This is a genomic window from Romboutsia ilealis (assembly GCF_900015215.1).
Classification (GTDB): domain Bacteria; phylum Bacillota; class Clostridia; order Peptostreptococcales; family Peptostreptococcaceae; genus Romboutsia; species Romboutsia ilealis.
The window spans coordinates 788332-814514 of the sequence record NZ_LN555523.1 but is presented as its reverse complement, the minus strand read 5'-3'; the positions used below and the strand labels follow the sequence as shown (position 1 = coordinate 814514).

Sequence of the window (26183 nt, the reverse complement as noted above, 5' to 3'; positions counted from 1 at the left end):
TTCAATATTTGTAGTAAAATAACTAGCACAATAGATTAAATTATTAACTATATTAAAAAAGTAGTGAACATAATTCACTACTTTTTAATCTATAAAAATTTCTCGGATACTCTTTTCCAAAATTCAAAATCAGAACGTCTAAGAAGCTTTAATTTTAAATCAGCTCTTACAATATTAATATCTGTAATATCATTAAATCTATATTCATTTCCATCTACAACTACTAATATAGAATTTTCAAATCTATATTCTGGTACTATATTTATCGTTGATTTTGCAGATAAAACTATACTTGACGTAAATGATCTATATGCAATAGTGTTCATTGGTGCAAGTGGTGTAAGCTGTAATGTATCTAAGCTTGGATCTATGATGCTTCCACCTGCTGAATAATTATATGCAGTAGAACCAATAGGCGTTGATATAAGCATCCCATCTCCACTAAAGTTTTGAATTTTATTTTCGTTAACTCTTAAATCTAAATGAAGCGTTCTTGAACAAACACTTTTAATTACTATTTCATTAACTGCATAGATATCTTTACTGCTGTCTTTAGTACATATACTACCTTTTAAAGGGTATACTTCTTGTATAATAAAATCATTGTTTTTATACAAATCTATAAATTTATCAATTTCCTCTGGATCAAACTCTGCAAAAAATCCTAAATGACCTGTATTTATTACTACCATAGGTACACTTGGAAATTTAAAATCTTGAATAGTTTTTAAAAAAGATCCATCCCCACCTATAGATATTATAAGTTCTGTATTTTCTTCTAATTTGGAACTAACTAAAAAATTATTCTCCATAAGCTTTTTAGTTAGTAATTCTTTTGTCTCTAATGATTTTTCTAAGTTATTTGAGTTTATAGTTATAACTCTTTTCATATTTAATCTTCCCTAACTTTAATAATTATCCTATTTTCATTATACTTTACATTTTATTTAAATTATATTCAAATCTTAAAATTCATTTCCTTTATTTCGCCAACGTTATACCCTCGTCAACACTTTGAATACATCCATTGCTTAAAAATTTATAAAATTATTGATATTGATTATATTGAGAGGTTATATACAAAAATTTTATATAATCGTTTCCTTCTATATAAAAAATTCGCTTCGCTTGAGCGACGTGTTGGCGAAACACTTCATGTCGCCAACGACTTCGTCCGTTGCTTGAGCCACTGCGTGGGCGAAGCATTTCAAAATCTTTTTTACGCTCAAAGCCAATTTATTGATATTACTTACATTTAGAATTTATCCACATTTTTAAGTATTATAATATCCTTAAGCGTAAAAAATAGATACATTTAAACATTTTTATATGTATCTATTGCTATTTACTATATTATTAATGTCGTTAGTGTTGAAAGTATAATAATTATAATTGCGGATATTAACAATAGTTTATTTCTATTTTTCATAACTTTAGCTTTATCTTCATGTTTATAATCTAATTCATCTTCTATTAGTAATGATTCTTTTATATCTGCTTTTTCATACATTATAGAACTTAAATCTAATATAACTTCTTTAAATTCACTATACTTATTTGTTCGATTTAAAAGCTTTCTTATTATATATATTAATTCTTCATTTCCATTTATAGCCCTTAAATCATTAAAATTTATACCTTTATCTATAAACTTTAACATTTCTTTCTCATCATTACTTTCGCCAAATGGTAATTTTTTAAATATACATTCAAATAAAATTAATCCTAAAGCAAAAAAGTCACTCTCTATATCTGTATAGTCAATACATAATTGATGTGGGGATAAATATTTTATATTGTTCCCAGCTCTTATGTTTACACCCTCATTGGCTTTAGTAACTCCAAAATTTAATATTTTTATATTGTACCATTTATCTACTAAAATATTACTTGGATTTAAGTCCCCATGATATATTCCATGCTCTTTAGCCGTTTCTAATCCTTTTAGTATTTGAGTTGCTATTGATATTATAGCTTCTAAGTGAAGGTAATTCCCCTCTATTATATTATTTAAACTAATACCCTTTTCATAGTCATATACCATATAATACCATATACCATATTCTCTATAATCAACACCTACATCAATCATATTTAATATGTAGGGTGAATTTATATCTCTTATTATGGTAGATTCATCAATTAGATTTGCTACAAAATCTTCACATATATGCTCATTATGATCTATTACTTTTAATAAAATAGTTTTATTTTCGTATAAGTCTCTTGCTTTATAAAGTTTATTAAACTCTATATTCTCTTCTATATTTAAAATAGAGTACCTATTTCCTATAAAGTTCAAGTTCCTCCCTCACTTTTTTACATTTTTTTCTTTCTAATATAATTATAATATCATTTTTGATATGTTTTTCCAATAAAAACAACAAAAAAATATAGCTAATATAAATATTAGCTATATTTTTTAACTATTTTTAGTTTTTATATACACTATTGGATATGTATTGAGTTTTTATTACTTTTCCATTTGAATCTTTATATTCTATGTATGTTTTTGCAGCATCTAATCCTTCTGTTGTATATGGCTCTACTTTTATACTTATATTTTTCTTATCAGATATATTTCCATATATTTTAGAAGTTATTACACCGTTACTTACTGTATTTTTTATATATACTGGATGAGAGTATGGGTTTTTAAATCTAAAATCACTACCACCATCACTAACCATTGCATCTCTTCCTATTGATACATAACTTGACTTTAATGAGTGATTTCTTCTTGATGTTACATCAAGACCAGAATATAATACTGAATTAAATAAAGTACTAGATACTTGACACACTCCTCCACCTACATCTTGTTCTAATTTTCCATTTATTATAACAGGAGCATCTTTGTATCCATTTGATGCAGTTCTTTTACCGGTTAGATTATTATATGAAAATTCTTCTCCTGGCATTAGTAATACATCACTTGTTGCTTTTGCAGATAGTACTACATTTGTGACTCTATTTGAATCCTTTGTTGAAAATTTTGTACTAAATTCTGCTAGTAATGTATTTACACTTTTAGCCGCTTCTGTACTTATTTTTGGCTCTTTTATGTTTACTTTTAAATCTATAGATTTATAATCTTTATTTTTTATAGCATCATAAATAGATTCTCTAGTTGATGCTATATCTAATTCTTTACCTATTTTTGCACTAGATGTACTAATATTTCCAGAATCAGATATATAGACCGTTGCATTTTTCATATCCACATTTATTGAGTCCGATATATTTTGTATTTTTTCACTTAACTTATTTTCATTATATAAAGATTTTATTTCTAAATTCTTGCTATTTTTATTAAGGTTGAAAAATCTTTTTACATTTTCAAAATATGAGTCCGTTTTAGTATAATTATAAGCTTTCTCTACAACTTCACTAGTATTATACTTTAAGTCAATTTCATCTGGTGATATTACATTTGTTTCTCCATTATAATTAAGTTGTAACTCACCTAAAATTACATTTTCATTTAAATAATTAATTGCTTCTTCTTTTGTCAGGTTCGATACATCTATACCTTCTACAAATATGTTTTTAGCTATTACATTTGTGTATATATACTTTTTATTAAAATAATTAATTGAAACCCCTAATACACAAATAATAGCCATCAGTCCTACAATCTTATACTTTTTAACATTCGATTTTCCACTTTTATAAAAGCTTTCATCTAAAGTACTAGTCTGACTTACTCCTATGTTATTTTTGCCCATTTCTCCACCTCATTTTAAATATCATATAAATTATATTTTAAGCATTAATGTTATACAATATTTAATCGAAATGTGTAACTTTATTGTTACATATTGTCTAATTTAATTTTATCTCTGTTATAATTGGATAATGATCTGATAAATTTATTTTATCTACTTTGTATTTATATATTCCTAGTGATTTGTCTACTAATATATAATCAATCCTTGCATTACTCTTTTCAAATGTTGCTATACTTTGATTGTTTGTATATATAGCACTATCATTAAATCTGTTTATGAATATATTTTTTTCGTTAAAATCTCCACAGATTACTTTAGCTTTTCGTAATCTATTTGTATAATCTACTATTTGGTTTAGTTGTTCTTTTCTTTCATCTTTATCAAGACCTAAATGAGTATTTATTACATCTACAGAATATATCTTAGAAAATATGTTTGTATGTAAAAAACCTCTTTGTTCTCCCTTACTTTTTAAAAGCATATGTTTCTTATCTAAAATTTCATTTTTTGAAAGTGTAGCTATTCCATACATTAAGGTAGGCTTATTGATATTTGCTGCAAATACTCCATCTAATTTTAGACTTTGTTTTAAAATTGCAAATTGATTGTAAAGAATCTCTTGAAGGCATATTATATCTGCATCTAATTCTTTTAAATATTTTATAATTTTATTTAATGTAAATACATTATTAGCATTCATACCCTTATGAATATTGTAACTTACTATTTTCAACTAAATCACACCCTAAATTTTAAAACCTAGCCATAGGCTAGGTCTTATATATATTATTAATGTTTTATTTCTTTTTTTATTTTAGTGAATCTACCCTTACTTGCAACAAATACAAATCCCATTTTATTATATATTTCATTTAACTGTTCTAATGTTACTTCTCCATTTTTTAAGTTTGTTAGAGTTATTTCATTTATATCTTTTAAACTATTTGTTTTTATTATCATTGGTTATCACTCCTCTTAAGATTTATACTTTATTATATTATCCATAAATTCAAAATATTACTAATTTATAATAAAAATTTTTTTAAATTTTTCTTTCTTATCTAAACACTTGTTCGATATTTTATATTATATATCAAACGCATATTTGTGTAAATATAGATATTAACTTTTTTGCATTTTTTATACTTGTACTGAATATATTCTAATATAACAGCCTTAATCCTATTAACTTATAAAAGGGGGAATAATTTTTGAAAAAAAACAATGGTAAAACAATTGTATTTAAACAAAGAGAAGAACATCACATTTCAAAGTATAATTTTAAAGCCAATGAATATGGAAAAATAGATTTTAAAGTTATTCCTTACCCAAAATATAAAAAAGTATTAAGAAAAGGACGTAAATTTATAAAAGTTAAAAATCTATTTATAATTTTATTAATTATATTAATAGCTTCTTTTTATTTTCTTATAACTAATAAACGTCTTTCTTACTTAATAGAAAAAAAAGAGGCTAATTCTATATCTACATCAAATAATAGTATAGTATCTAGTGATGATTTTAATACCTATTCTAAAATTATAGAATCTCAAATAAATATATTAATTCCATTAAATTCTGAACATAATATAGAGACTAAAGCAATGCATAAAAATGGTTCATACTTGTATGCTCAAGGAGTTATATCATCAAGAAAAAATAATAATTTGTATTTTGATATAATTTTAAAAAATGATAAATCTTACTCTCTCATTGTTAACGATACTGAGTATATAAAAAGATAGGTTATCTCACATTAGATAACCTATCTTTTTATATATTTACGTTATATGCATAATTTATTTAACTAATTAAATTATTTTGGTAATTTAATCAAAATATACTTTCTATTTTACCTGTATACATATCTACATAGTACCATCCTATAGTGGCAGTATGCCAAGTTTTTTCATCATCTTGTATTATTTCGTATGCATGAACTACATAATTATTACCTTCTCTATGGTCAACTTCTATTACTCTAGGTACATATCCATAAGTTTTGAGCATATCTTTTACAAGTAATATTGCCTTACTTTCTGATATAGTTACAGGTTGTTGTTCCGTCCTAACATTATATTCTTTTATAAGATTATTTTCTCTTAGTTCTAAGTTAAACATCTCATCTACTTTTTCATATTCTTTATTGAAAATAGCTAGATTACTCTCTTTTATACTTTCATTAAAACTTGAATATATTTCTCCTGTAGTAAGTAATGTACTTATTACTATTGCAATAATTACCTTCATAATCTATCATCCTTTCGATGTTATATTTAATATATTTTACTATCAAAAATAGTTCATTGATATTACTTACGCTCAGAAGTTATCTATATTTTTTAAAGTATTACAATATCCTTAAACGTAAAAATATCCTAAAGATGAACTTTATATTGTCCAATCTATAGGATATTATTTGTATAACTATTATTTTTTATAATATATTAAATTTTACCTTACTTCCTTTTGAAGTAGATATAACTTCAAGTTTAGCATCAATTCTTTCTTTAAGCTCTTCAACATGAGAGATTATACCAACTAATCGTCCTCCCCTTTGCAATTCAAGTAAACTATCAATTGCATTGTCTAAAGATTGTGGATCTAGTGTACCAAACCCTTCATCTACAAACATAGTATCAAGAGATACTCCTCCTGCATTTGATTGTACTATATCAGAAAGACCTAATGCTAATGATAATGATGCTTTAAAACTTTCTCCTCCAGATAGTGAGCTTACATCTCTTGAGCTATCAGTATAATTATCATATATTTCAAGCTCTAGTCCTTTTTGACCTGCACCTTTACTCTTAGATGTTTTTCTTATTAATGAGAATCTATCTCCTGTCATTTTTTCTAGCCTTATATTAGCAGCTTCTATTATATCTTCAAAGTAAGATGCTAGTATATATCTTTCAAATGATATATATGGAGCCTTTTTACCATTAGCTAAATCTGCTAACTCTCCTACTACTTTATATTCTTCTTCTATTTCTTTAAACTCTATATTAAGATTTTCAACATTTTTAAGTATTGTTTTATTGTTATCTATTATAGAATGTAAATCTCTTAGTTTACTTTCTAGTTCTCTTTTATTATTTTGTATAGATTTTATTTCTTCATCTATTGTAGATATATCCATAAATACTATATCTTTAGTTTTATTTATTATATCTTCATGCTTAGCCTTTGTTAATTTAAGCTCCGAGTTGTAATTTTCAACTTCTTTTTCTAAGCTTTCTACCATTGATATTTGTAGCTTAGCATTTTCATAAGTTTGTATATTATCAAATCCTTGTTTCTCTATAGCTTCATTAAAGTTAGCTTGATTGTTAGCTATTTCTAACTTTAATTCTTCTATTGATTTTTTTATCTCTTTAGAAGTAGAATTTTCACCTTCTAATTTTTTAACTAAGTCTTCATTTTCAAGTCTTAGTTTTGCTAATTTTTCTTTACTTATATTTAGTTCCTTAGTCTTAGTTTCTATTAAATTATTTAAAGTTTTTACATCAGTTATATTTTCTGGTATTTCTTTTTTATACTCATCTATTTTAGTAGAATTTTGTGTAAGTTCTGTTGTACAATTTTTTTCACTTTCTTCAAGTTTTATTAAGCTTTGTTCGTTTTCATTAATTGTAGCTATTATAGCCGATACTTCTTTTTCTATTTTTTCTTTTAAAGATATTTTATCTATAACTTTTAATAATTCTTCTTTTAAGTTATCTATTACACTTTTTAACTCTGTACCTAAATTTTTAACTACTTGAGCAGTTTCTAAGTTAAAGTTTTTATCTATATTTAAATTAGATGATAACATGCTTAAATGCTTATTAACTTGTTCTAAGTAATTTGTTTTATTTGAGTTTAAAACTGTAAGATTATTTATTTTTTCTTGATTTTCTTTTTCCAGTTTGTCTAAGTTTTCTTTAACTAGATCTAAATCTTCTTTAGTCGGTATTTTTAAGCCATTTTTTATAGTGGCTTTATTTGGATGATTTGTGGACCCACATACAGGGCATGGCTCATTTTCTTGTAACTTACTTGCAAGTATTCCCGCCTGTTCTTTTTTGTATAAGTCATCCATTGCTTCATAATTTTCTTTTACTTTTTTATACTCAAGTTCAAATGCTTTATATTCATTAACTTTATTATTATGTTCTATATAAGTATTTTGAAAACTTATAATAACTTTAAATAATTCCCTTACTTCATCTAAAGTTTTTGTTTTTGATTTTATATCACTTTCTAGTTCTACTTTTTTAGTTCCCAAAGTATCTATATCTTTTAACTGAAGTTCTTTTTCCTCTTTAGATTTTTTTAGTTCCTCAGTTGCCTTTTTATTATTTATTATTTGCAACTTACTATTTTCTACATTTTGTTTTAACTGTATCACCTTATTATTAAGGCTATCTAGTTCTATAATCTTTTCTTCTAATTTATTAAGATTATTTATCTCTACACTTAACTTTTCTCTCTCATATGCTTTACTTTCTTCTATTTGCAAAAGCTTATTTGCTTCTTCTTGTTTTAATTTTAGGAAATCTATATTTCTTAAACTTATATTATAATCTTCTTCTCTTTTAGCTAATTTTTTATTATTTTCTATAAGCTTGTCTTCTATGTATTTTACTTCTTTTGCATTTTTTCCATCTATTATAGTTTTTGCTTTATTTTTATATTCATCTTCCTTTGATAGATGTTCTTCTAAATCTTTTGCAATAATATCTTTTTCTTTAAGCAAATTATTATTAGTTTCTATAATAGCTTTCTCTTGATTTTTAACTTGTAGCTTATTGTCTACTTCTTTTCCTTCTTCATTAAGAGTTTTATAAATATTATTATCTCTTTCTAATAAATCTTTTAAATTTTCTATAACTAAAGGGAAATCTACATATTCTCCTATTACTATATCATGTTCCCCTTTTATATTTTTTAAATTAATTTCCATTTCATGTTTGCTTTTAGTTCTATTTTTACTAAGATTTGCTGCTTTATCTTTAAGCTCTATTTGTATTTTTTCAAAGTCATAAGTATTAAATATTTTTCTAAATATTCCTTCTCTCTCTACAGAATCAGCTAATAATAGCTTTTTAAATTCACCTTGTGCAAGCATCACAATTTGTTTAAATTGATCTCTAGTTATACCTAATATTTCTATTATTTTATCAGTAACATTCTTTACCTTAGTTATTACCTTTCCATCTGGTAAGGTTAAAGTAGCATCAGCTGACTTTTCCGTATAACCCTCACCTCTAGCTTTTTTCTTCTTTTGCTTAGGTACTCTGTTTACTATATACCTTTGACCTCTAAGTTCAAATTCTAATTCTACATAAGTTTCTGTATTATCATCAGCAAAGTGACTTCTTAAAGAATCAGTTTCTCTACTTTCTCCACTTGCTTCTCCATATAAAGCATAGCTTATAGCATCAAATATAGTTGTCTTTCCCGCTCCAGTTTTTCCCGATATAACAAATATATTTCTACCTTTTAATTCTTCAAAATCTATAACTTGCTTAGATGCATAAGGTCCAAATGCACTTATTGTTAATTTTATTGGTCTCACCTACTACACCTCCTCTTTAAGTACTTCTTTTATAGTATCTATTAGTACACCTTCCTTTTTATCGGTATAATCACCACTACCATAAGCTTCATAGAAATCTTTAAATAAATCTATTTTACTTTTCTTTCTAAATTCACCTTTTGCTAAAATAGACTCCTGTGATACATTTCTTTTTCTTTCTCTAGTTATTAGCATTGTATTTGGATAAACTGATTTTAGCTTTTCCATAGGATTCATAAGTTCTCCATCATCAGTAAGTATAGCTTGTATATAATCTTCTTTACCTTCTTCTATATCTCTACCTTCACATATTAAATCGTCTATATTCCCTTTTATAATTCTTAAATCTCTAAGTGGATTTAATTCCCTTAGTTCAATATTTATATCTTTATCTTTTAACTCTAATACTGCAATACTCTTTTTTTGTTTAACCTCTGAAAATGAGTATTTAAGTAAAGATCCTGAATATCTCATAGTTTCTCGTCCAATTTTTTGCCTACCATGCAAATGACCTAAAGCCACATAATCAAAATCTTTAAATATATTACCATCTATAAGATCTGTTCCACCTATAGATAGTGGTCTTTCTGACTCTGAAGTTTCTAGTTCTGCCACTTCATATTTATGGTCACTTACATCTATTGCTTCTTCTCTTTTCATAGTTATATATCCATGACCTATAAGAATATTTACTTCATCTTTATTTAACTCTTCTTTTATTTTATCTATAACAGCTACCATTGCATCATTGTGGCTTCTTATTTCTTTGTTATCAAGGAGTTTTTTAGTAAGTGCTGGATCTTTGTAAGGTACTAAATAGAAGTTTACATTTTGATTACTGTCACATAAAACTACTTTTCTATATAGTTCTTCATCACTACCTGCTATGTATAACCCTTGCTTTTCTAATATTTTACTACCAAAACTTAATCGTTCTCCACTATCGTGGTTCCCTGATATTATTAATACAGATACATTTCTATCTATTACTAAAGAGCTTAAAGTTTCATTTAACAATTCTACTGCTTCTACTGGTGGTATAGATCTGTCATATACATCACCTGCTATCATAAGTACATCTGCATTTTCTTCATCTATAAGTTCTATTAATTTATTTAAAATGTATTTTTGATCATCTATCATTGAATATTCATTTACTATTTTTCCTATATGCCAATCACTTGTGTGAATAATTTTCATAAATCACCCTCCTTATATAATAAATAGCTCAAATTATAACTTTTTATTTACCTTTTTTATTATACTATAAATTTCAATATCTTAAATATTTTAAGATATTTATAATACATAGATTTAATTTCTTATAAAAGATATTTAATTTTATTATGTTAACTTTTATACTCTAGTAAACTTTAGGTCTTTCTTTTTAATATTATTTCACCGGTAACTTCACATCATATTACACACCTAATATAAACTCCAATAGTTTTCTGAGTATATAAAGTATAGTCTTTGCAAGTAATCGAATAATTTTACTACTTATATAGTTATTATAAACATAAAAAACTCCGCCCTATATAAATATGACGGAGTATATATGCATTTTTACCTAATTTATGTACGATAAATAATATAAATTTTTAATTATATTAATCCTTATATTATCTCATAATACCTTTCAAGTAAAAATTACATTACTTTTTATTTTTCATTTAATTTAGCTAACACTTCTTCTAAATCTAATCCATGTATTGAACAAGCTTGTTCTATAGTTTCCATTTGAGATGATGGACAACCTACACATCCCATACCAAAGCTCATTAGTATTCCTACTGCATTTTCATTTTCTTTTATTACATCACCTATTATAGTATCTTTAGTTATCATATTATAAATTCTCCTTTAAATTTGATTTTTCAAGTACATCTTTTCTAAATGTATTTATACCTATTCGATCTATAAAATCGCCTAGCTTTTCACCCATTTGACCATGTTCATTGTAATATTCTAATATAGATTTTACAAGTTCATAAGCTTCCTTTTCCGATAGTCCTTTAGTTATTATATCCGACATTCTAGGATAAAATCCAGCACTTCCTCCTGCAGTTACAAAAAACTTTCCATCTATATCTACTAATACCCCTACATCTTTTGAATATACACTCGAACATGCATTTCTACATCCTGCTACACCTATTTTAGTTCTATTAGGTAGAGGCATTCCATGAAAGTTTTTGCTTATTTTCATACCTATACCAATAGTTGGGTACTTAGAACGTTTACAAAAGTTTGCTGGGCATATTTCAACATTTTTTACCGAGTATTGATTTCTAACAGCAGGCTCCATACCTAAGTCTTCCCATATATTCTTTAGGTCTTCTTCTTTAAGATTAGTTATAAGTATCCTTTGTCCTGATGTTATCTTTAATACTCCATTATATTTTTTAGCTACTTCACCTATTTTTATAAGAGTTTCTGGTAGTATAAATCCTCCAGGTATATGAGGAGTTATCCCATAAGTTCTTTTACCATTTTTAATTTTTTGAAGATTTCCATAATGATTCATATAAACTATGCCTTTCTTATTTTGTTTATAGTTTTATCATCTAAATTTTCTTTTTCATATAAATACTTTGTACTTAAACTTTCCATAAATGTTTTTACCCATAAGTCTCTAAGTTCATATAAGTAGTTTAAATTCCCTTGTCCATTTTCATAATTTGTTCTATGAATACATCCATTTTGTTCATAAATTATATAATCTTCATTTTTTTCAATTACAGAGTTTGCTCTATCACAAGGCATACCTGATAATATATAATTATTTAATGATATATAAGCATTTTCAGGTGAATTTGATTTATTATTTTCATTTTGTGCACACTTTATTGCCTGAGAAATGTATGCACTTTCTGTTAATACCTTACTTTCTTCGTTGTACATATCATAGTATTTAGTTATTATATATGCACTTTTACTTTCTACTTCTTTTATTCTATCTTGTAACCATCCGTGTATATTACTTACATCAATTAAATCTTCTAATGGTTTATCTTCTATATATTGACCATATATATCATTTGCTTCCTTTTCTATTTTTATAGCACTTTCTTTAAATTTATCAATGTGTAAGTTTACTATATCTTTTTCTAAATCTTGTGCTAATTTTATTTTATTAAATAACCATGTGTGTATTGGTGCTAAAAATGCGCTCATTTATTTTTCTCCTTATATTAAAGTTTATAAAATTATTATACATCTTTTCTTAATCAAAAGTCGTAACATTTGTTACGCAATAAAAAGAATCTAAGATTTTAGATTCTTTTTTATATATTATGAAATTTTAGCTTATTTAATCTATCTCTTCAGAAGTATTTTCTAATTTATTTAATTTATCTTCAAGTTCTTTGTTCTTACTTAATAATTCTTGTATAGTATTATCTTTATTTTCTAATTCCTTTTTACCATTCTCATTTACTGTACTTATTTCTTTTTTAAAATTATCTACTTCATCAGTTAAATTCTTTTCTATTTCTTTTAACTTACTAATATCTTGATTTAACTTTAGTATCATATTGTCTTTTTCTTTAATAGTTTTAGTTAAACTATTAATATATTCCTCTTTTTCTTTTAACAACTTATTTAGATTTTCTATAGTACTATCCTTTTCTTTTATTAAAGCTTGTAAATCATTAGGTTCTTGATTTTGCTTTTCTAACTTAGCTTTTAATTCTATTATTTCATTATCTTTTATTTTTATAGTTTCATTTAAGTTTTTTATTTTATTTTCATTATTTATTATATCTTTATTTAATTTACTTATTTCATCTTTTTGATTCTTAATTGATGTATTTAATTCCTCAATTTGTTGATTTTTTAAGTTAATTTCTGTATATAGTTTTTCTAAATCTTCATGGTTTAATGTTATAAGATAATTGTATTTATCTAGTTTTTTATTTTTATTTTCTATATTTTCTTCTAATTGTTCATTTTGTATTTTTAATGAGTTTAATTTTTCAGATGTAGATTCTAGTTCTTTTATAGTATATTTTAAATCATCTTTAATTGATGTATATTTTACTCCTATACTTACTAATCCTATAGACAACATTAGACATATTACTGCCGCTATATTTAGTTTTTTATTCATTCTATGCCTCCTTTAACCATGTTACTTTATAATATGCTTAAAGGATTTTAATAGCTAATTACAAAATTATTACATTATCGTATATCATTCTTATTTATATAGTTTAGTTATTCATCTTCTGATTCATCATAATCATATATTTCATAATCTGTATACTCTTGATTGTCTATCCAATCAAGACAGTCTCTACACTCTATACATTTTATGCAATTTTCACAGTTTGTACAATTTATGCAGCTAATATTCTACTTTAAAATATATGTACTCAATATATATGACTTTAAGGTCTAATTGGTTACTTTACTATATAAATCTAGGTCTGTAAAATAAAGTGTATATTCTTCCAAAAGTGCGATAATTAAATTAGATTATCAAAATAAAGGTACACACTTTTTATATTAAACAAAAGTTAAATTTTAAATAAACTTATACAAGAATCTGCTCTTAACACAACAAGAGATATACAAGAAATGTCAAAAGATTTATTTGCAAACATTTCAAGAAACATTAGAAGCGGAGCTTGATGAACACCTAGGATATGACATATATGATGATTAAAAACAAAAATACTGCAAACTTAATAAATGAACATAGAAGTAAGAAAGTTCGATCTGATTTTGGATAAGTTTGTATAAGTATTCCAAGAAGTAGTAGTACTAACATATATATGGTATAATAACATAATCCATTGAGTTTTAAACTTTTTTTGAGATATAGATTAATTTCTATATCTTTTTTAAATTTTAAAAATTCGAAATATACCATATATTTTTACATATATATACAAAATGCGAAATTAATTTATGTAAAATTATAACATTAAACGATTATATTTGTTATAATAAAAACAAAGTAGTAAGGAGTAAAAAGAATACTATGAAAAACATTTTAAAACTTTTATCTACAACTATGGTTGTGGCTATATCAATCAGTACTTATGGAATTAATAATGTTTATGCTACTCAAAATGAAGAAGTAATAGCAGGGGATAATCCAATAGTAATTGATGATTTTTTAATTGAAGCACAAGGAGTTGACATTCCAACTAATACAGTGACTTTAAGCTCTGTAGGTTCGAAAATGAACTTTAGTGGCTCATCTTCTTGGTCTTACTTATATTCTAGCAATTTATTTACAGGTGCATCACAAATTGAGTATCGCTTCGACAATCAATTAAATAAAAAATTAACAGTTACATTATACAAAAAAGGTAGTTTATCAAAGGTATCAACTATTACTGTACCAGCTAATAGTGCTGCAGGTGGATTTATTAACTTAACATCTAGTAGTAAATATTACTTTAAATTTTCAGGTGGAAATGACAACGGAACAGATTTTTATGGATATATAATAAGAAAAAAATAAAATAAGTTTTTTTAACACAACTTGTTTATTAATACACAAAGCTCTGTTTATAGATTAAATTAATAAGAAAAAGCTATGAAATTTATAGCTTTTTTTATTTTACAAATCAAAGCTAATGTTTTATAACTAAATCATTACTTAAAAGGAGAAGTATTATGACTGTTACAGAATTAAAGCTCTTAGCCATGATTGCTATGATATTAGATCATATGTGGCTATTTTTACCTAACTTACCTTATTTTTTTCACTGGATAGGCAGATTAGCAGCACCAATATTCTTATTCTGTTGTGTGGAAGGTTATATTCATACTTCAAATAAAAAGAAATTTTTTATAAAGATTTATTCTTTAAGTGTATTTATGGAGCTTATGAATTTAGTTCTGGAATCAAATGACATTAGAGTGAATTTTATAAGAACTATATTATTAACTCTCACTATTATATTTATAATTGATAAATTTAAAGAGAAGAATAAAAATGCTAAGTTGTATTTATTTTTATTTATAATATATCAAACTATAATTAGTATAGCTTCAATTTATCTAAGTTCATTTACCGAAATTACAGACAATGTATTACATTTAATACTTAGCATTACAAATAGTATTTTCTTCTTAGATGGAGGGATAATATTTGTTTTAATTGGAGTTTCTATGTTTATTTTTAGAAATAATAAACTTAAAATTTCAATTTCTTTTATTGTATTAACTTTTATTTACGTTATTTTATTTAATTCTTCTTTTCTTTTAAGAATAAATTATTTAATTAATAACGATTTATTGGAATTTCTATTTTCAGTATGTTTTACTGGAATATTTGGAGCTGATTTAATAATTATCACATCTGATTTATTATTTGGAAATCCTCAATGGATGATGATTTTTTCATTGTTTTTTATTTCATTATATAATGGAAGAAGGGGGAAAGGATTTAAACATTTATTTTATATCTTCTACCCATTACATATTGCTGTTTTGTATAAATTATCTATTTTATTTAGCTAATATTTTAAAAAAACAATATTTATAAATTATATAATTAAAAGTTATAAAAAAATATTTAAATTTTTAATAAAAAAGAGTATACAAATATTATGTATACTCCTTTTCTTTAATTATTTACCTTTTTTAACTGAATCTTTTACAGCTTTTCCAACTTTTTTACCTGTATTTATAGTTTCTTTTCCTACATTAGCACCTGTTTTTATAGCTTCTTTTCCTACATTTAAAGTTCCCTGTACTGTTTCTTTGGCAACGTTACCTACTCCATTTACAACTTCTTTTCCTACTTTTTCTATAGGATCAGTTACTTTTTTTACTACTTTTTCAACTTTTTCAACGTTTTTATTTTTTCCTCTCATAATTACACCTCATTAAGTCACAATAAGGATTTATCTCATTATATAAAATGTATTTGAGATATCCTTTATATACTTTATGATGCTATTTGACTAATTGTTACTGTGTGCAATTATCTTACTAAAATATATATATAATCTGAAAATATCTAAAATCTTTGTTAATATCTTTAAACGTAAAAAACTCTACAAAATTAATATTAACCTTGTAGAGTTTTTGTATCGTTTAAATATATTCTTTTATTTTAGATAATAGATTTTCTTTAGGCATAAATCCTACTAATCTTTCTATAGGTTCACCATTTCTAAATACTATTACTGTAGGTACTGTACTTACACTAAATTGTCTTGCTATATCAAGACTTGCATCTATATCTATTTTGTAAAAATCTGCTTTTCCTTCAAGATCATTTGCTACTTCTTGAAATACTGGTGCTAACATTTTACATGGTCCACACCAAGTTGCAAAAAAGTCAACTACTGCTATTCCTTCTGTATTTTGTACAAGGTTATTAAACTCTTCACTACTTATAACTTGTGCCATATTATCATTCTCCTTAACTTTATTTTTATTATTTATATTTTTACTATTTATTATTTCCAGTCTTATATATATATTCATATTTATTTAAATATGAATTTTTTGCCTCTCCTATTTTAAAGTATATAATATCTTTAAACATAAAAAATAACTAAAGGTTCTAATGATATAAATTGTCTAGATAAGCTTAGTGTTGCATCTCTAATCCTTTGTCTTTTCTATAGCTCTAATGAATCTTTTCCTATCTCTAAAAAGTTTTATAAAAAATAGACCAATAGAATAAGAGTATATTTACTTCTAAATATTTCAATATAAAATACTATTTTGTGATACTTTTTTAAAAATAGTATTTTATATTGACAAACATTATTTTATCAGACTATACTTTAATTAAAATGTAAAATATAAGGGGGATTTTATGGGGAAATATAATAAAATGTTAGTGGTTACATTAAGTTCTTTAATGGTTTTTTCTAATTTAGGACAAGTATTTGCAGATACAGTTAAGGATAATATTTCAACTGAATCTAAAGAAGATAGTGATTTTAGAGCAAAAAAACATAAAGAATTTGAAGAGATTTTTAAAATAGAAATGGATGAATTAAGAGATATTCAAGCTAGAAATAAAATGAATTTATTATTAAAATCTGAATCAAAATTAATATCTGAAGCTAAGGATAGTGAGCCAATTATAGAAAGTGAAAAAACTATAGATGGTGAATTTTATAAACTTACAGTATATCCTAATGGTGTTTATAAGCAAGAAGGAATATATGGAGGCGTTGTTGAGGAAGTATTAGAAGAAGATGATTCTATTTCACGTGCAGTTACTGGAATTACAGGTGGAAGTACGACATCAGGCAGTGGTTATGTTAATGGAACGAATAGAATTGCATACTCTAATTTATATGCTACAGCTACTCAAAATACACTACAGGGTCATACTATACAGGTTACATTTTCATATAGTCTTGTTAATGGTGGATATGATAAAATAACAAAATATGCATTAGGACCTAATCTGCTTGGAACACAGGATGCATATAAATATGGAGCAAAGTTAAGTGAAAATTCATCAGGGTCAGCATATGTAAAATATAGGTATAAAGGAAGAACATATAGTGGAGCAAGTAGTTCTATATTCAATGATTTTGAGTTCGGGATATATGTAGGTAACGATAAAATAACATTAAAAAGTTCTCTGTTATAAGAAAGATTTAAAATAAAATGAGTTCTAGTAATATAATTAATGATTGTGAAAAATTATTAATTCATATAAAAAAATGTTGTAATGCCATGGATATTGATGGTTTTGGTGATGCAGGGGTTATAGGGTATTTTATAAGACTTCCTTTTAAAAAAATACATCGGAGACATTTTGCAAAAATCCAACTATATACAACAGAAATAATCGAATATATTAAAGTTAATAAAATTGATATAAAAATTGAAAGTTTTGAAGAATTTCAAAACTCTTCAATAATATATGATCCTAAACAAATATCAATCTTAGGATATGCTCAATACGAATATAGAACTAAATACTTAGAAGATTTAAAAAATAAAACTAAAGAATTGATAAAGATAATAGAATCAAACGAAGAAAATAAATAATAAAAAAAAGCACTTACTTATGTAAGTGCTTTAACTGGTGCCCAGAGGCGGAATCGAACCACCGACACGGGGATTTTCAGTCCCCTGCTCTACCGACTGAGCTATCTGGGCTTATGGCGGAGAGGGTGGGATTCGAACCCACGGTGCGATACCGCATCACTGGTTTTCAAGACCAGCTCCTTAAACCACTCGGACACCTCTCCATACATGTTTTTACAAATAATACTATATCATATATTTTTTTACTTTTCAATATATTTTTATAAAAATTTTATTACATAATAATATCTATCCACTAGAATTTTAAAAAAAAATATCATCTATCTTATTATTTTTAAATAAGTAATTATAAACTGCACCTATCTTACCTGAATCATTATAAAACTTGCAAGTTTCTATATTAACAAATTCAATAATTCTTTTATCTATTTCATACAATCTAATTTTTATATCATCAATCAACCTTATCTGTTTACTAACTCCCCCTCCTATTAATATAGCTTCTGGATTAAATGAATATACTAAATTATATATAGTCAAAGCTAAATGATTAATCCATTTATTATATACGTCTATAACCTTTTCGTCATTATTTTCAATCATATCAAATATCTTTTTACCATCTAACATTTCTCTTGGCATAAATTTAGCCCTCGCTACACTATTAACTAATGCTTTCATAGATGCATTTTTATTTGATGTATATTTCGGCGTATTATGTCCTACTCCATCTACAATCATATATCCAAACTCTCCAGCCATAAATCTATTACCCTTGTATAATTTATTATCTATTATTATACCTCCACCAATACCTGTTCCTATCGTCATAACTAAGAAGTCTGAATACCCCTTACCATTTCCCATCCATTTTTCTGCTAATGCTACACAATTGGCATCATTTTCTATTTCAATATGTTTTCCACACTTTTCATAAATTATTTCTTTTAAATTTTTATTATGAAGAGGATATATAGACCCTGCATCTAGTATATATCCTGTATTAGTATCAATAAATCCAGGCATGCTAATCCCTATTCCATCTACGTCTTCATTTTCATTTATAATATTTAATAATGTATTAATAAATCTATCTAGCGTTATCATAGTAGTTTTTACTTTACCACTACTTAATTCCATTCCATCTTTATTAAATACTCCATATTTTATAAAGGTTCCCCCTATATCTATACCTAAATATTTTTCCATATTATATATTTTTCACCTCTAACTTCTATGTTATCTTATAAAAATTCGCTTTACTCATGTCAACAACTATATGACACCCTCTACCGCTTAAAACAATGTATCTATGAAGCATTTATCACATCCATTGCTTGAGCCACTGCGTTGTCGAAGCATTTCAAAGCATTATTTTTGAAGATCTAAAGTAGTTTATATTACCTCCATTAATAAATTCTCCATATTTTTCATATTATAGTTAACTTTATACGTAAAAAATAACTTTTATATTTATATTATAACTCTTCTTTATAATATCCTTCTATTTTTATATAAGTTTTATATTCTTTATGTTTTAATAAACTCAACATAATTTTAAATTTATTTTATACATTATATATTGTTATTTATTTTTTTAAATTTAATACTTGAGTTGGTATTTATGCCTATTATTACTTAAATAATTTTTGTATTTTTCCTAATAATAAATATTACAGATATATTATTTGGAGGGTTAACATAATGAAAAATAAACAGCCTAAATTTAATAGCAATAGTGATGTAAAAATGTCTTGTACTACTAAGAAAAGACTAGAAGGAACTTGCCCAGAATTTAAAAATGATTGCGGGTGCAAAGAAGATAAAAATAAAAAATATACTAATCAATTTAACTAAAAATTAATAATTTAAAATAAAAAAGAGTCTCTTAACTAAATTAAGAGACTCTTTTTATTATTTAATTTATTAATTAAAAATCTCTATACTTCTATCTAAGATACCTGTAAAATATGCTATAACTAAACCATAATTAGTTATAGGAACATTCTTTTCTTTGCATAGATTAATTTTATTTATTACACTTTTTCGATTTACCATACATGCACCACAGTGTATTACCATGTCATACGTTTCTACATCCTCATTGAAATCATAACCTACTTTGTACTCTAAATTTAATTCTCCACCAGCAATTTTATTTAACATCCTAGGTATTTTTACTCTACCTATATCTTCATGAGATATATTATGAGTACAACTTTCGCATATTAATATTTTATCTCCAGACTTTAAATCCTTTAATTTATTTGCTCCTTCTAAAAGATAACTAAGCTCTCCTTTTTGTCTTGCAAATAATATAGAAAAGCTAGTTAAATTTATTTCTTTAGGAACTATCTTATCTACTTCTTTAAAAGCTTGTGAATCAGTTATAACTAAATCTACATTTTTAATTTCTTTTAAAGCTTCTTCAAGTTCTGTATCTCTTACAACATAAGTTTTTATTCCATGATCTAAACAATCTCTTATAACTTGAACTTGTGGAAGTATAATTCTTCCCTTTGGAGCTTCAGAATCTATTGGTACAACTAAAACTACATTTGATCCATAAGGAAGTAAATCTCCTACTATAGGTTTGTCTTCTTCATCTTGCTCTAAATATTTTACAAGTTCATCTTTTAACTTATCTATATTTTCATTTTTCTTAGCGGATATAAATAATGGATTATCAAATATATTATTTATATTATTTATTTCATCATTATTTAACCTATCTAATTTATTTACAACAACTATGTAATTTATATTATATTTATTAGCTTCTCTTTTCCACTTTTTATAAGTATCTATATCTAAATTTTTTCCATCAACTACATATATAGCAAAGTCTAATCGCTTTAAAAATTCAAAACTTTTTTTAACTCTTATTTCACCTAACTCAGTTTTATCTTCAAGTCCTGCTGTATCTATTAAAAGTACCGGTCCAAATGGAATAAGTTCCATAGCCTTTTGAACAGGGTCTGTTGTTGTTCCTTCTACATTTGATACTAGCGAAATATCTTGACCTAATATTTTATTCATTAGTGAAGATTTTCCACTATTAGTATTTCCGTATATTCCTATATGTTTTCTATTTGCATTTGGAGTTGTATTCATTTTTGCCTCCTAAAGATAAAAATCTCTTTGTCCTTTTTTCATTTTTTCCATACTTTCTTTTGTTAATGTCTTTATATCTTCTCTTTCTATATTTTCAACTTCTTTATCTATTATTTCTAGAGATTTTTTATATAACTCTTCATCTCCATAATCTAGTGTAAACTCAAGTAAAGTCATTAAAGCATTCGGTTCACAGACATATTTTATGTTACCTGATTTTGCTAGGCTCATAAATCTATCCCCAGTTCTTCCCTTTCTATAACAGGCTGTACAATAACTTGGTATATATCCATCACTTAGTAGTTCTTTTAATATTTCTATTGGACTTCTTTCATCGTTTGTTTCAAATTGCTTTGTTTCTTTACCTTTTTCTCTTTCCTTATATCCACCAACTCCTGTTGAAGAACCTGCAGATATTTGAGATACACCATATTTTAATAATTCTTTTCTCATTGCTGGAGTTTCTCTAGTTGAAAGTATAAGACCTGTAAAAGGAACTGCTATTCTAAGTATAGCAACAATCTTTTTAAACATCTTATCATCTAATAAATGTGGGTAGTTTTCTAATGTAACCCCTTTTGCTGGCTGAAGTCTTGGAACTGATATTGTATGAAATCCTACTCCAAACTTTTCTTCTAAATGAGCATTATGCATCATAAGACCTAATACTTCAAATCTAGGATCTGCTAATCCAAATAAAACCCCTGCTCCAACATCATCAATACCTGCTTTTATAGCTCTATCAAATGCAGTTAAATGATAATTATAATCTCCCTTTAATGACTTTGGATGCATTTTATCATAAGTTGGTTTATGATATGTTTCTTGGAATAATATATAAGTTCCTATACCCTTTTCTTTAAGTAACTTATAATTTTCTACAGTTGTAGCTGCAATGTTTACATTTACTCTTCTTATTTCTCCATTGTTATTTTGTGTTTTATATATTGTATCTAAACATTCTAGTACATACTCTATAGGTGCATTAACTGGGTCTTCTCCAAGTTCAAGTGCTAATCTTTTATGACCCATTTGTTCTAATATTTTTACTTCTTGTGCTACTTCATCCATTGTAAGTCTTCTTCTATTAAAGCTATTATCTCTTTTATAGCCACAATAAACACAATTATTTACACAATAGTCACTTACATAAAGAGGTGCAAATACAACTACTCTCTTTCCATATATATCTTTTTTTATTTCTCCTGCTAAAGAATATATTTCTTTTAAGTCATTTTCATCTTCTGCTTGAAGAAGTATTGCTATATCTTTGTAATCTAATCCCTCTCTATTCTTAGCTCTTTTAAGAACATCCTTTATTTGCTCATTACTTGGATTTTTAGTTTCTTCAAGAATTTTGTATATATATTCATGATTTATCAACATAAATATTTCCCCCTTTTTGATAAATTTTATTTAAAATCTGGATTATCTCCTCTAGTTATTTCTATCTCAAACCCTACATTTTTTAACTTTTCCTCTATCATATTTTTATATTGAGCATCTTCGTCTAATATATATGCTTTGTTATCATATAAAGAATATTTTTTTCTAACACTCATTGGTGATAGATTAGGCATTACAACATTCCCTCCAGCCTTTAATCCCTCTTCTCTTCCATTTTCACAAATACTTGATAAAGCTGTTGTAGCAGGAAGTAAAACCTTTGGAAGTAATAATCTAACTATCGCTAAACATATAATAGTCTTTTCTAAACTTCCATGTTCATAATCTTTAAAAGGCGTATCTTTATGTGGTATAAATGGTCCTATTCCACACATAGCTGGTTCAAATTCTTTTACAAATAATAAATCCTTAACTAAATCTTCATTAGTTTGGTTAGGTATCCCAACCATAAATCCAGCACCAGCTTGATACCCTATCTCTTTTAAATCCTTTAAACACCTTCTTCTAGCTTCAAATTGTTCCCCTGGATGTATATCTTCATATAATTTTTTAGATGCACTTTCATGTCTTAAAAGATATCTATCAGCACCTGCATCATACATTTTTTTATAAGATTCATAACTTCGTTCTCCAAGAGATAGTGTTATTGCATTATTTGGAAACTCCCTTTTTATAGATTTAATAATATCTACCATTACTTCATCGTTAAAATATGCGTCTTCTCCACCTTGTAATACAATAGTCTTATATCCTAATTTATCTCCTACTCTTGCACACTCTAAAACATCTTCTTTACTTAATCTATATCTTTGTGCATTTTTATTTGTTCTTCTTAAACCACAATATAAACAATCTTTCTTACAAAAACTTGTAAATTCTATTAACCCCCTTATATATACTTTATTTTTAAAGTATTTTAGTCTTGTTTTATGAGCTTTTTCTATAAGAAGCTCTTTAGATTTAGAGTCTATATTATCTAATAAATATAATAACTCTTCTCTTGATGCATTATTTTCATTATATAATTTATTTATAATGCTTATAGTATCCATCTATTCACCTCTATTTCATTAATATTTAATTAATACCCCATCTATAAATTAAAATTCATATCTTAATATAGTTATTTTTTTAACTATTTTAGATATGAAATTAGATTCTCTTGAGTAAAGTGTAAGCGAAACACTTTAAGTCATATATCATGTTATTTTTTATTTCGCTAACAACTTCATCTGTTTATTGAAATATTTTTCAAACTTAAAACCAATTTATTAGTATTACTTATATTTAGAAGTTATCCGTTTTTTTAAGTATTGTAATATCATCCATAATAAAAATTAATATTTATTTAGTATTTTTATCCGTTATAATATTTCTGTAAATTTATGAGTATTGCTTATAATTTATTATACTAATTAAATTATTATAAATAAAGTTATTTTAACAATGATTTTATACGTTCATTAATTCCATATAATAATTATTATCTTTGTCTATTATTTAAAGTGATAGTTTTACATAACCTTGTAACTGGTAATAAAAAAACTGTAGATAGTATTTTTATCTACAGTTTTTTTTATTATTTAAAGTTTTTAATATATCATAATTAGAATTGTACACACAGTCATTAAACATAAAACTTCCTATTTTTTTATTTTTCATAGAATTAAATAGTGGCTTTTTATAGTTATATATTACTTTTTTGAGTTTACTTCCCTTTTTTATACTATTAGTAATATTGTGAATTTCATAAATATATTCATCTATAATATTTATATCTTTATTTTTTATAGCTTTAATAATAGTTTCTGAAGCCTTTATTCCAGATAAAACAGCAAAATATATTCCTTCTCCTGTTATCGGATCTACAAATCCAGCTGCATCACCTACTAATAATAAGTTTTTTTCTTTATTTATAGGTTTATTTAGATATTGTCCAAATGGTATAAATGCTCCTTTAAACTCACTTCTATCACAATTAATTCCTATATTATTTAAAAAGTTTTCAAACTCACATTTATAGTCTATCTTTTTATCATATTCTCCTATAAATCCAACACTTAGATGATTCTTTTTAGGAAATATCCAGCCATAACCATAAGGAAGTACTCCATAATACATAGACATATTATCACTATTATAGTTTGTATTTATTTTATCTATATCTACTTGCAGGCAAAAACCATTAGCCTTTATATCTTTATCTACTAAAGAACGTGTAATCCCTACTGCTCCATCTGCTCCTATTATATATTTAAATTTTATATTTTGATTGTCTGCTAGGGTTATAATATTATTTTCTGTATCAATATTTTTTATTTTAGTATTTTCTAATAGCTTTCCTCCTTTTTTTTCATAAGCTCTTACTAAGTATTCATCAAATTCGAATCTATCTACTAAATATGTATTTCCTTTGCATGCTATATCTGTTATGTACTTATCCTTTAAATATATACTTACGCCCTTACTAACTATAGTATTTTCACCCTTAAATTCTTGACCTAAATTTAAACTTTTTAATAATTCAAATGTCTTTTGAGTTACTCCACCTGCACAAAGTTTATTTCTTGGAAACACTTGTTTATCAATTATACAACAAGATAAGTTGTTATTTATAATATTGTGTCCTGCTGCAATTCCTGATGGACCTGCGCCTATAATTACAACATCATAATTCATTCTTATAATCTCCTTTAATATAAGTTATATTTAATATAATTATGATTTCCATATTATAAAAATTTAAAACATAATTATATAGCGCAAAAAATAGTATAAGAAATATAAATTTCCTATACTATTTTTTATTTTAATATTTATCGTATTTATCGAAATCCTCATTTTTCTTTTCTTTTATTCGTTCTATGATTTTCACTATAAGCAGTATTACACTAGAAATTACAGCTATAGCAGGAATACCTAAACCTAATATAGCACTTATAATAAAAACTCCATTATTACTCATCTTCTAATATAACTCCTGTACCATAAGCTAACATTTCAGCAGCACCTTGCATAACTGCAGCCGAAGTCAATCTAAATCCTATAATAGCATTAGCTCCTTGACTCTTTGCATCATCAACCATTCTAGCTATAGCTATTTTTCTAGCTTCTGTAAGCATTTCATCATATCCAGTTAACTCTCCACCAACTAATTGCTTAAATCCTGCTCCTATATCTTTTCCTATATGCTTTGCTCTTATAGTACTCCCCTTTACTAATCCTACTACCTCTTTAATCTTTTTACCTGGTACACTTTCAATAGTTAATATTAACATATCCATCCCCCTAATTTAATAATTCCTATTTACTAAGTCTTATTTTAATTATATTAAAATTTATATATAAATATCTAATATTTTCAATATCTATTCTTTTAA

At 25.3% G+C, this 26183-nt stretch carries 27 protein-coding genes, 2 tRNA genes and 1 pseudogene; 7 read left to right on the top strand and 23 right to left on the bottom strand.

Features of this window, described 5'->3' with window-relative positions; translation table 11 throughout:
* Positions 1 to 89 precede the first annotated feature (89 nt).
* The 5 genes from CRIB_RS03865 to CRIB_RS03845 form a co-directional block, all read right to left on the bottom strand.
* Positions 90 to 890, bottom strand: coding sequence for an NAD(+)/NADH kinase (locus CRIB_RS03865; RefSeq protein WP_180703223.1), 801 nt, complete (start codon positions 888 to 890; stop codon positions 90 to 92).
* Between the two features lie 458 nt (positions 891 to 1348).
* Entirely contained in the window at positions 1349 to 2302 is a 954-nt protein-coding gene (locus tag CRIB_RS03860; RefSeq protein WP_180703222.1) for a protein kinase domain-containing protein, read from the bottom strand.
* Positions 2303 to 2432: 130 nt separating this feature from the next.
* On the bottom strand, positions 2433 to 3728 hold the full coding sequence (locus CRIB_RS03855; RefSeq protein WP_180703221.1) for a VanW family protein: 1296 nt from the start codon (positions 3726 to 3728) through the stop codon (positions 2433 to 2435).
* 97 nt (positions 3729 to 3825) lie between these two features.
* The gene (locus CRIB_RS03850) at positions 3826 to 4464 is read right to left on the bottom strand and encodes an endonuclease/exonuclease/phosphatase family protein (protein WP_180703220.1); all 639 of its coding nucleotides are present in this window, start codon (positions 4462 to 4464) and stop codon (positions 3826 to 3828) included.
* 56 nt (positions 4465 to 4520) lie between these two features.
* Entirely contained in the window at positions 4521 to 4691 is a 171-nt protein-coding gene (locus CRIB_RS03845) for a hypothetical protein (protein WP_180703219.1), read from the bottom strand.
* 251 nt (positions 4692 to 4942) lie between these two features.
* On the opposite strand from CRIB_RS03845, the gene CRIB_RS03840 reads away from it, so the two are divergent.
* On the top strand, positions 4943 to 5476 hold the full coding sequence (locus CRIB_RS03840) for a hypothetical protein (RefSeq protein WP_180703218.1): 534 nt from the start codon (positions 4943 to 4945) through the stop codon (positions 5474 to 5476).
* 88 nt (positions 5477 to 5564) lie between these two features.
* Here CRIB_RS03840 and CRIB_RS03835 read toward each other — a convergent pair whose 3' ends face one another.
* The 7 genes from CRIB_RS03835 to CRIB_RS03805 form a co-directional block, all read right to left on the bottom strand.
* On the bottom strand, positions 5565 to 5981 hold the full coding sequence (locus tag CRIB_RS03835) for a hypothetical protein (protein WP_180703217.1): 417 nt from the start codon (positions 5979 to 5981) through the stop codon (positions 5565 to 5567).
* Positions 5982 to 6168: 187 nt separating this feature from the next.
* On the bottom strand, positions 6169 to 9294 hold the full coding sequence (locus CRIB_RS03830) for an SbcC/MukB-like Walker B domain-containing protein (protein ID WP_180703216.1): 3126 nt from the start codon (positions 9292 to 9294) through the stop codon (positions 6169 to 6171).
* Positions 9295 to 9297: 3 nt separating this feature from the next.
* Entirely contained in the window at positions 9298 to 10494 is a 1197-nt protein-coding gene (locus tag CRIB_RS03825; protein ID WP_180703215.1) for an exonuclease SbcCD subunit D, read from the bottom strand.
* 462 nt (positions 10495 to 10956) lie between these two features.
* Positions 10957 to 11142, bottom strand: coding sequence for a DUF1858 domain-containing protein (locus CRIB_RS03820; protein ID WP_180703214.1), 186 nt, complete (start codon positions 11140 to 11142; stop codon positions 10957 to 10959).
* A 1-nt stretch (position 11143) separates the two neighbouring features.
* The gene (locus tag CRIB_RS03815; protein WP_180703213.1) at positions 11144 to 11821 is read right to left on the bottom strand and encodes a nitrite/sulfite reductase domain-containing protein; all 678 of its coding nucleotides are present in this window, start codon (positions 11819 to 11821) and stop codon (positions 11144 to 11146) included.
* Between the two features lie 5 nt (positions 11822 to 11826).
* A complete protein-coding gene (locus CRIB_RS03810) occupies positions 11827 to 12471 on the bottom strand; it encodes a hypothetical protein (RefSeq protein ID WP_180703212.1) in 645 nt (214 codons plus the stop codon).
* Between the two features lie 136 nt (positions 12472 to 12607).
* Entirely contained in the window at positions 12608 to 13405 is a 798-nt protein-coding gene (locus CRIB_RS03805) for a coiled-coil domain-containing protein (RefSeq protein ID WP_180703211.1), read from the bottom strand.
* Between the two features lie 413 nt (positions 13406 to 13818).
* On the opposite strand from CRIB_RS03805, the pseudogene CRIB_RS12865 reads away from it, so the two are divergent.
* From CRIB_RS12865 to CRIB_RS03795, 3 genes and pseudogenes are all read left to right on the top strand, one after another.
* Positions 13819 to 14027 (top strand): annotated as a pseudogene (locus tag CRIB_RS12865) (transposase); the annotation flags it as partial.
* Positions 14028 to 14281: 254 nt separating this feature from the next.
* Positions 14282 to 14770: a hypothetical protein gene (locus tag CRIB_RS03800; RefSeq protein ID WP_180703210.1), complete on the top strand. Its 489-nt coding sequence runs from the start codon at positions 14282 to 14284 to the stop codon at positions 14768 to 14770.
* A gap of 155 nt (positions 14771 to 14925) precedes the next feature.
* Complete coding sequence (locus CRIB_RS03795) at positions 14926 to 15774, top strand: TraX family protein (RefSeq protein ID WP_180703209.1); 849 nt, start codon at positions 14926 to 14928, stop codon at positions 15772 to 15774.
* 110 nt (positions 15775 to 15884) lie between these two features.
* Here CRIB_RS03795 and CRIB_RS03790 read toward each other — a convergent pair whose 3' ends face one another.
* Entirely contained in the window at positions 15885 to 16130 is a 246-nt protein-coding gene (locus tag CRIB_RS03790) for a hypothetical protein (RefSeq protein ID WP_180703208.1), read from the bottom strand.
* Between the two features lie 223 nt (positions 16131 to 16353).
* Positions 16354 to 16749 (bottom strand): thioredoxin, encoded by a 396-nt coding sequence (gene trxA, locus CRIB_RS03785; protein ID WP_330404934.1) that lies wholly within the window; start codon positions 16747 to 16749, stop codon positions 16354 to 16356.
* Between the two features lie 337 nt (positions 16750 to 17086).
* Here trxA and CRIB_RS03780 point away from each other — a divergent pair, with 337 nt between their 5' ends.
* Both CRIB_RS03780 and CRIB_RS03775 read left to right on the top strand, forming a co-directional pair.
* Positions 17087 to 17878, top strand: coding sequence for a hypothetical protein (locus tag CRIB_RS03780; protein WP_180703206.1), 792 nt, complete (start codon positions 17087 to 17089; stop codon positions 17876 to 17878).
* Between the two features lie 17 nt (positions 17879 to 17895).
* Positions 17896 to 18282 (top strand): hypothetical protein, encoded by a 387-nt coding sequence (locus CRIB_RS03775; RefSeq protein ID WP_180703205.1) that lies wholly within the window; start codon positions 17896 to 17898, stop codon positions 18280 to 18282.
* Between the two features lie 35 nt (positions 18283 to 18317).
* On the opposite strand, the gene CRIB_RS03770 is transcribed toward CRIB_RS03775, so the two are convergent.
* The 3 genes from CRIB_RS03770 to CRIB_RS03760 all read right to left on the bottom strand — a co-directional run bounded on the left by CRIB_RS03770 (position 18318) and on the right by CRIB_RS03760 (position 19491).
* A tRNA-Phe gene (locus tag CRIB_RS03770) sits at positions 18318 to 18393 on the bottom strand.
* A 3-nt stretch (positions 18394 to 18396) separates the two neighbouring features.
* Positions 18397 to 18485 (bottom strand) — tRNA-Ser (locus CRIB_RS03765).
* Positions 18486 to 18585: 100 nt separating this feature from the next.
* Positions 18586 to 19491, bottom strand: a complete 906-nt coding sequence (locus CRIB_RS03760) for an ROK family protein (protein WP_180703204.1) — start codon at positions 19489 to 19491, stop codon at positions 18586 to 18588.
* Positions 19492 to 19986: 495 nt separating this feature from the next.
* Here CRIB_RS03760 and CRIB_RS03755 point away from each other — a divergent pair, with 495 nt between their 5' ends.
* Complete coding sequence (locus tag CRIB_RS03755) at positions 19987 to 20139, top strand: hypothetical protein (protein ID WP_180703203.1); 153 nt, start codon at positions 19987 to 19989, stop codon at positions 20137 to 20139.
* Positions 20140 to 20208: 69 nt separating this feature from the next.
* On the opposite strand, the gene hydF is transcribed toward CRIB_RS03755, so the two are convergent.
* From hydF to CRIB_RS03725, 6 genes are all read right to left on the bottom strand, one after another.
* Positions 20209 to 21396, bottom strand: coding sequence for a [FeFe] hydrogenase H-cluster maturation GTPase HydF (gene hydF, locus CRIB_RS03750; RefSeq protein WP_180703202.1), 1188 nt, complete (start codon positions 21394 to 21396; stop codon positions 20209 to 20211).
* Positions 21397 to 21405: 9 nt separating this feature from the next.
* Complete coding sequence (gene hydG / locus CRIB_RS03745; protein ID WP_180703201.1) at positions 21406 to 22782, bottom strand: [FeFe] hydrogenase H-cluster radical SAM maturase HydG; 1377 nt, start codon at positions 22780 to 22782, stop codon at positions 21406 to 21408.
* A 26-nt stretch (positions 22783 to 22808) separates the two neighbouring features.
* Positions 22809 to 23855, bottom strand: a complete 1047-nt coding sequence (gene hydE / locus CRIB_RS03740; RefSeq protein ID WP_180703200.1) for a [FeFe] hydrogenase H-cluster radical SAM maturase HydE — start codon at positions 23853 to 23855, stop codon at positions 22809 to 22811.
* 508 nt (positions 23856 to 24363) lie between these two features.
* Entirely contained in the window at positions 24364 to 25482 is a 1119-nt protein-coding gene (locus CRIB_RS03735) for a geranylgeranyl reductase family protein (protein WP_180703199.1), read from the bottom strand.
* Positions 25483 to 25612: 130 nt separating this feature from the next.
* On the bottom strand, positions 25613 to 25768 hold the full coding sequence (locus CRIB_RS03730) for a hypothetical protein (protein ID WP_180703198.1): 156 nt from the start codon (positions 25766 to 25768) through the stop codon (positions 25613 to 25615).
* Positions 25761 to 26081 (bottom strand): heavy metal-binding domain-containing protein, encoded by a 321-nt coding sequence (locus CRIB_RS03725; RefSeq protein WP_180703197.1) that lies wholly within the window; start codon positions 26079 to 26081, stop codon positions 25761 to 25763. The genes CRIB_RS03730 and CRIB_RS03725 overlap by 8 nt, the downstream gene beginning before the upstream one ends.
* Between the last annotated feature and the right edge of the window lie 102 nt (positions 26082 to 26183).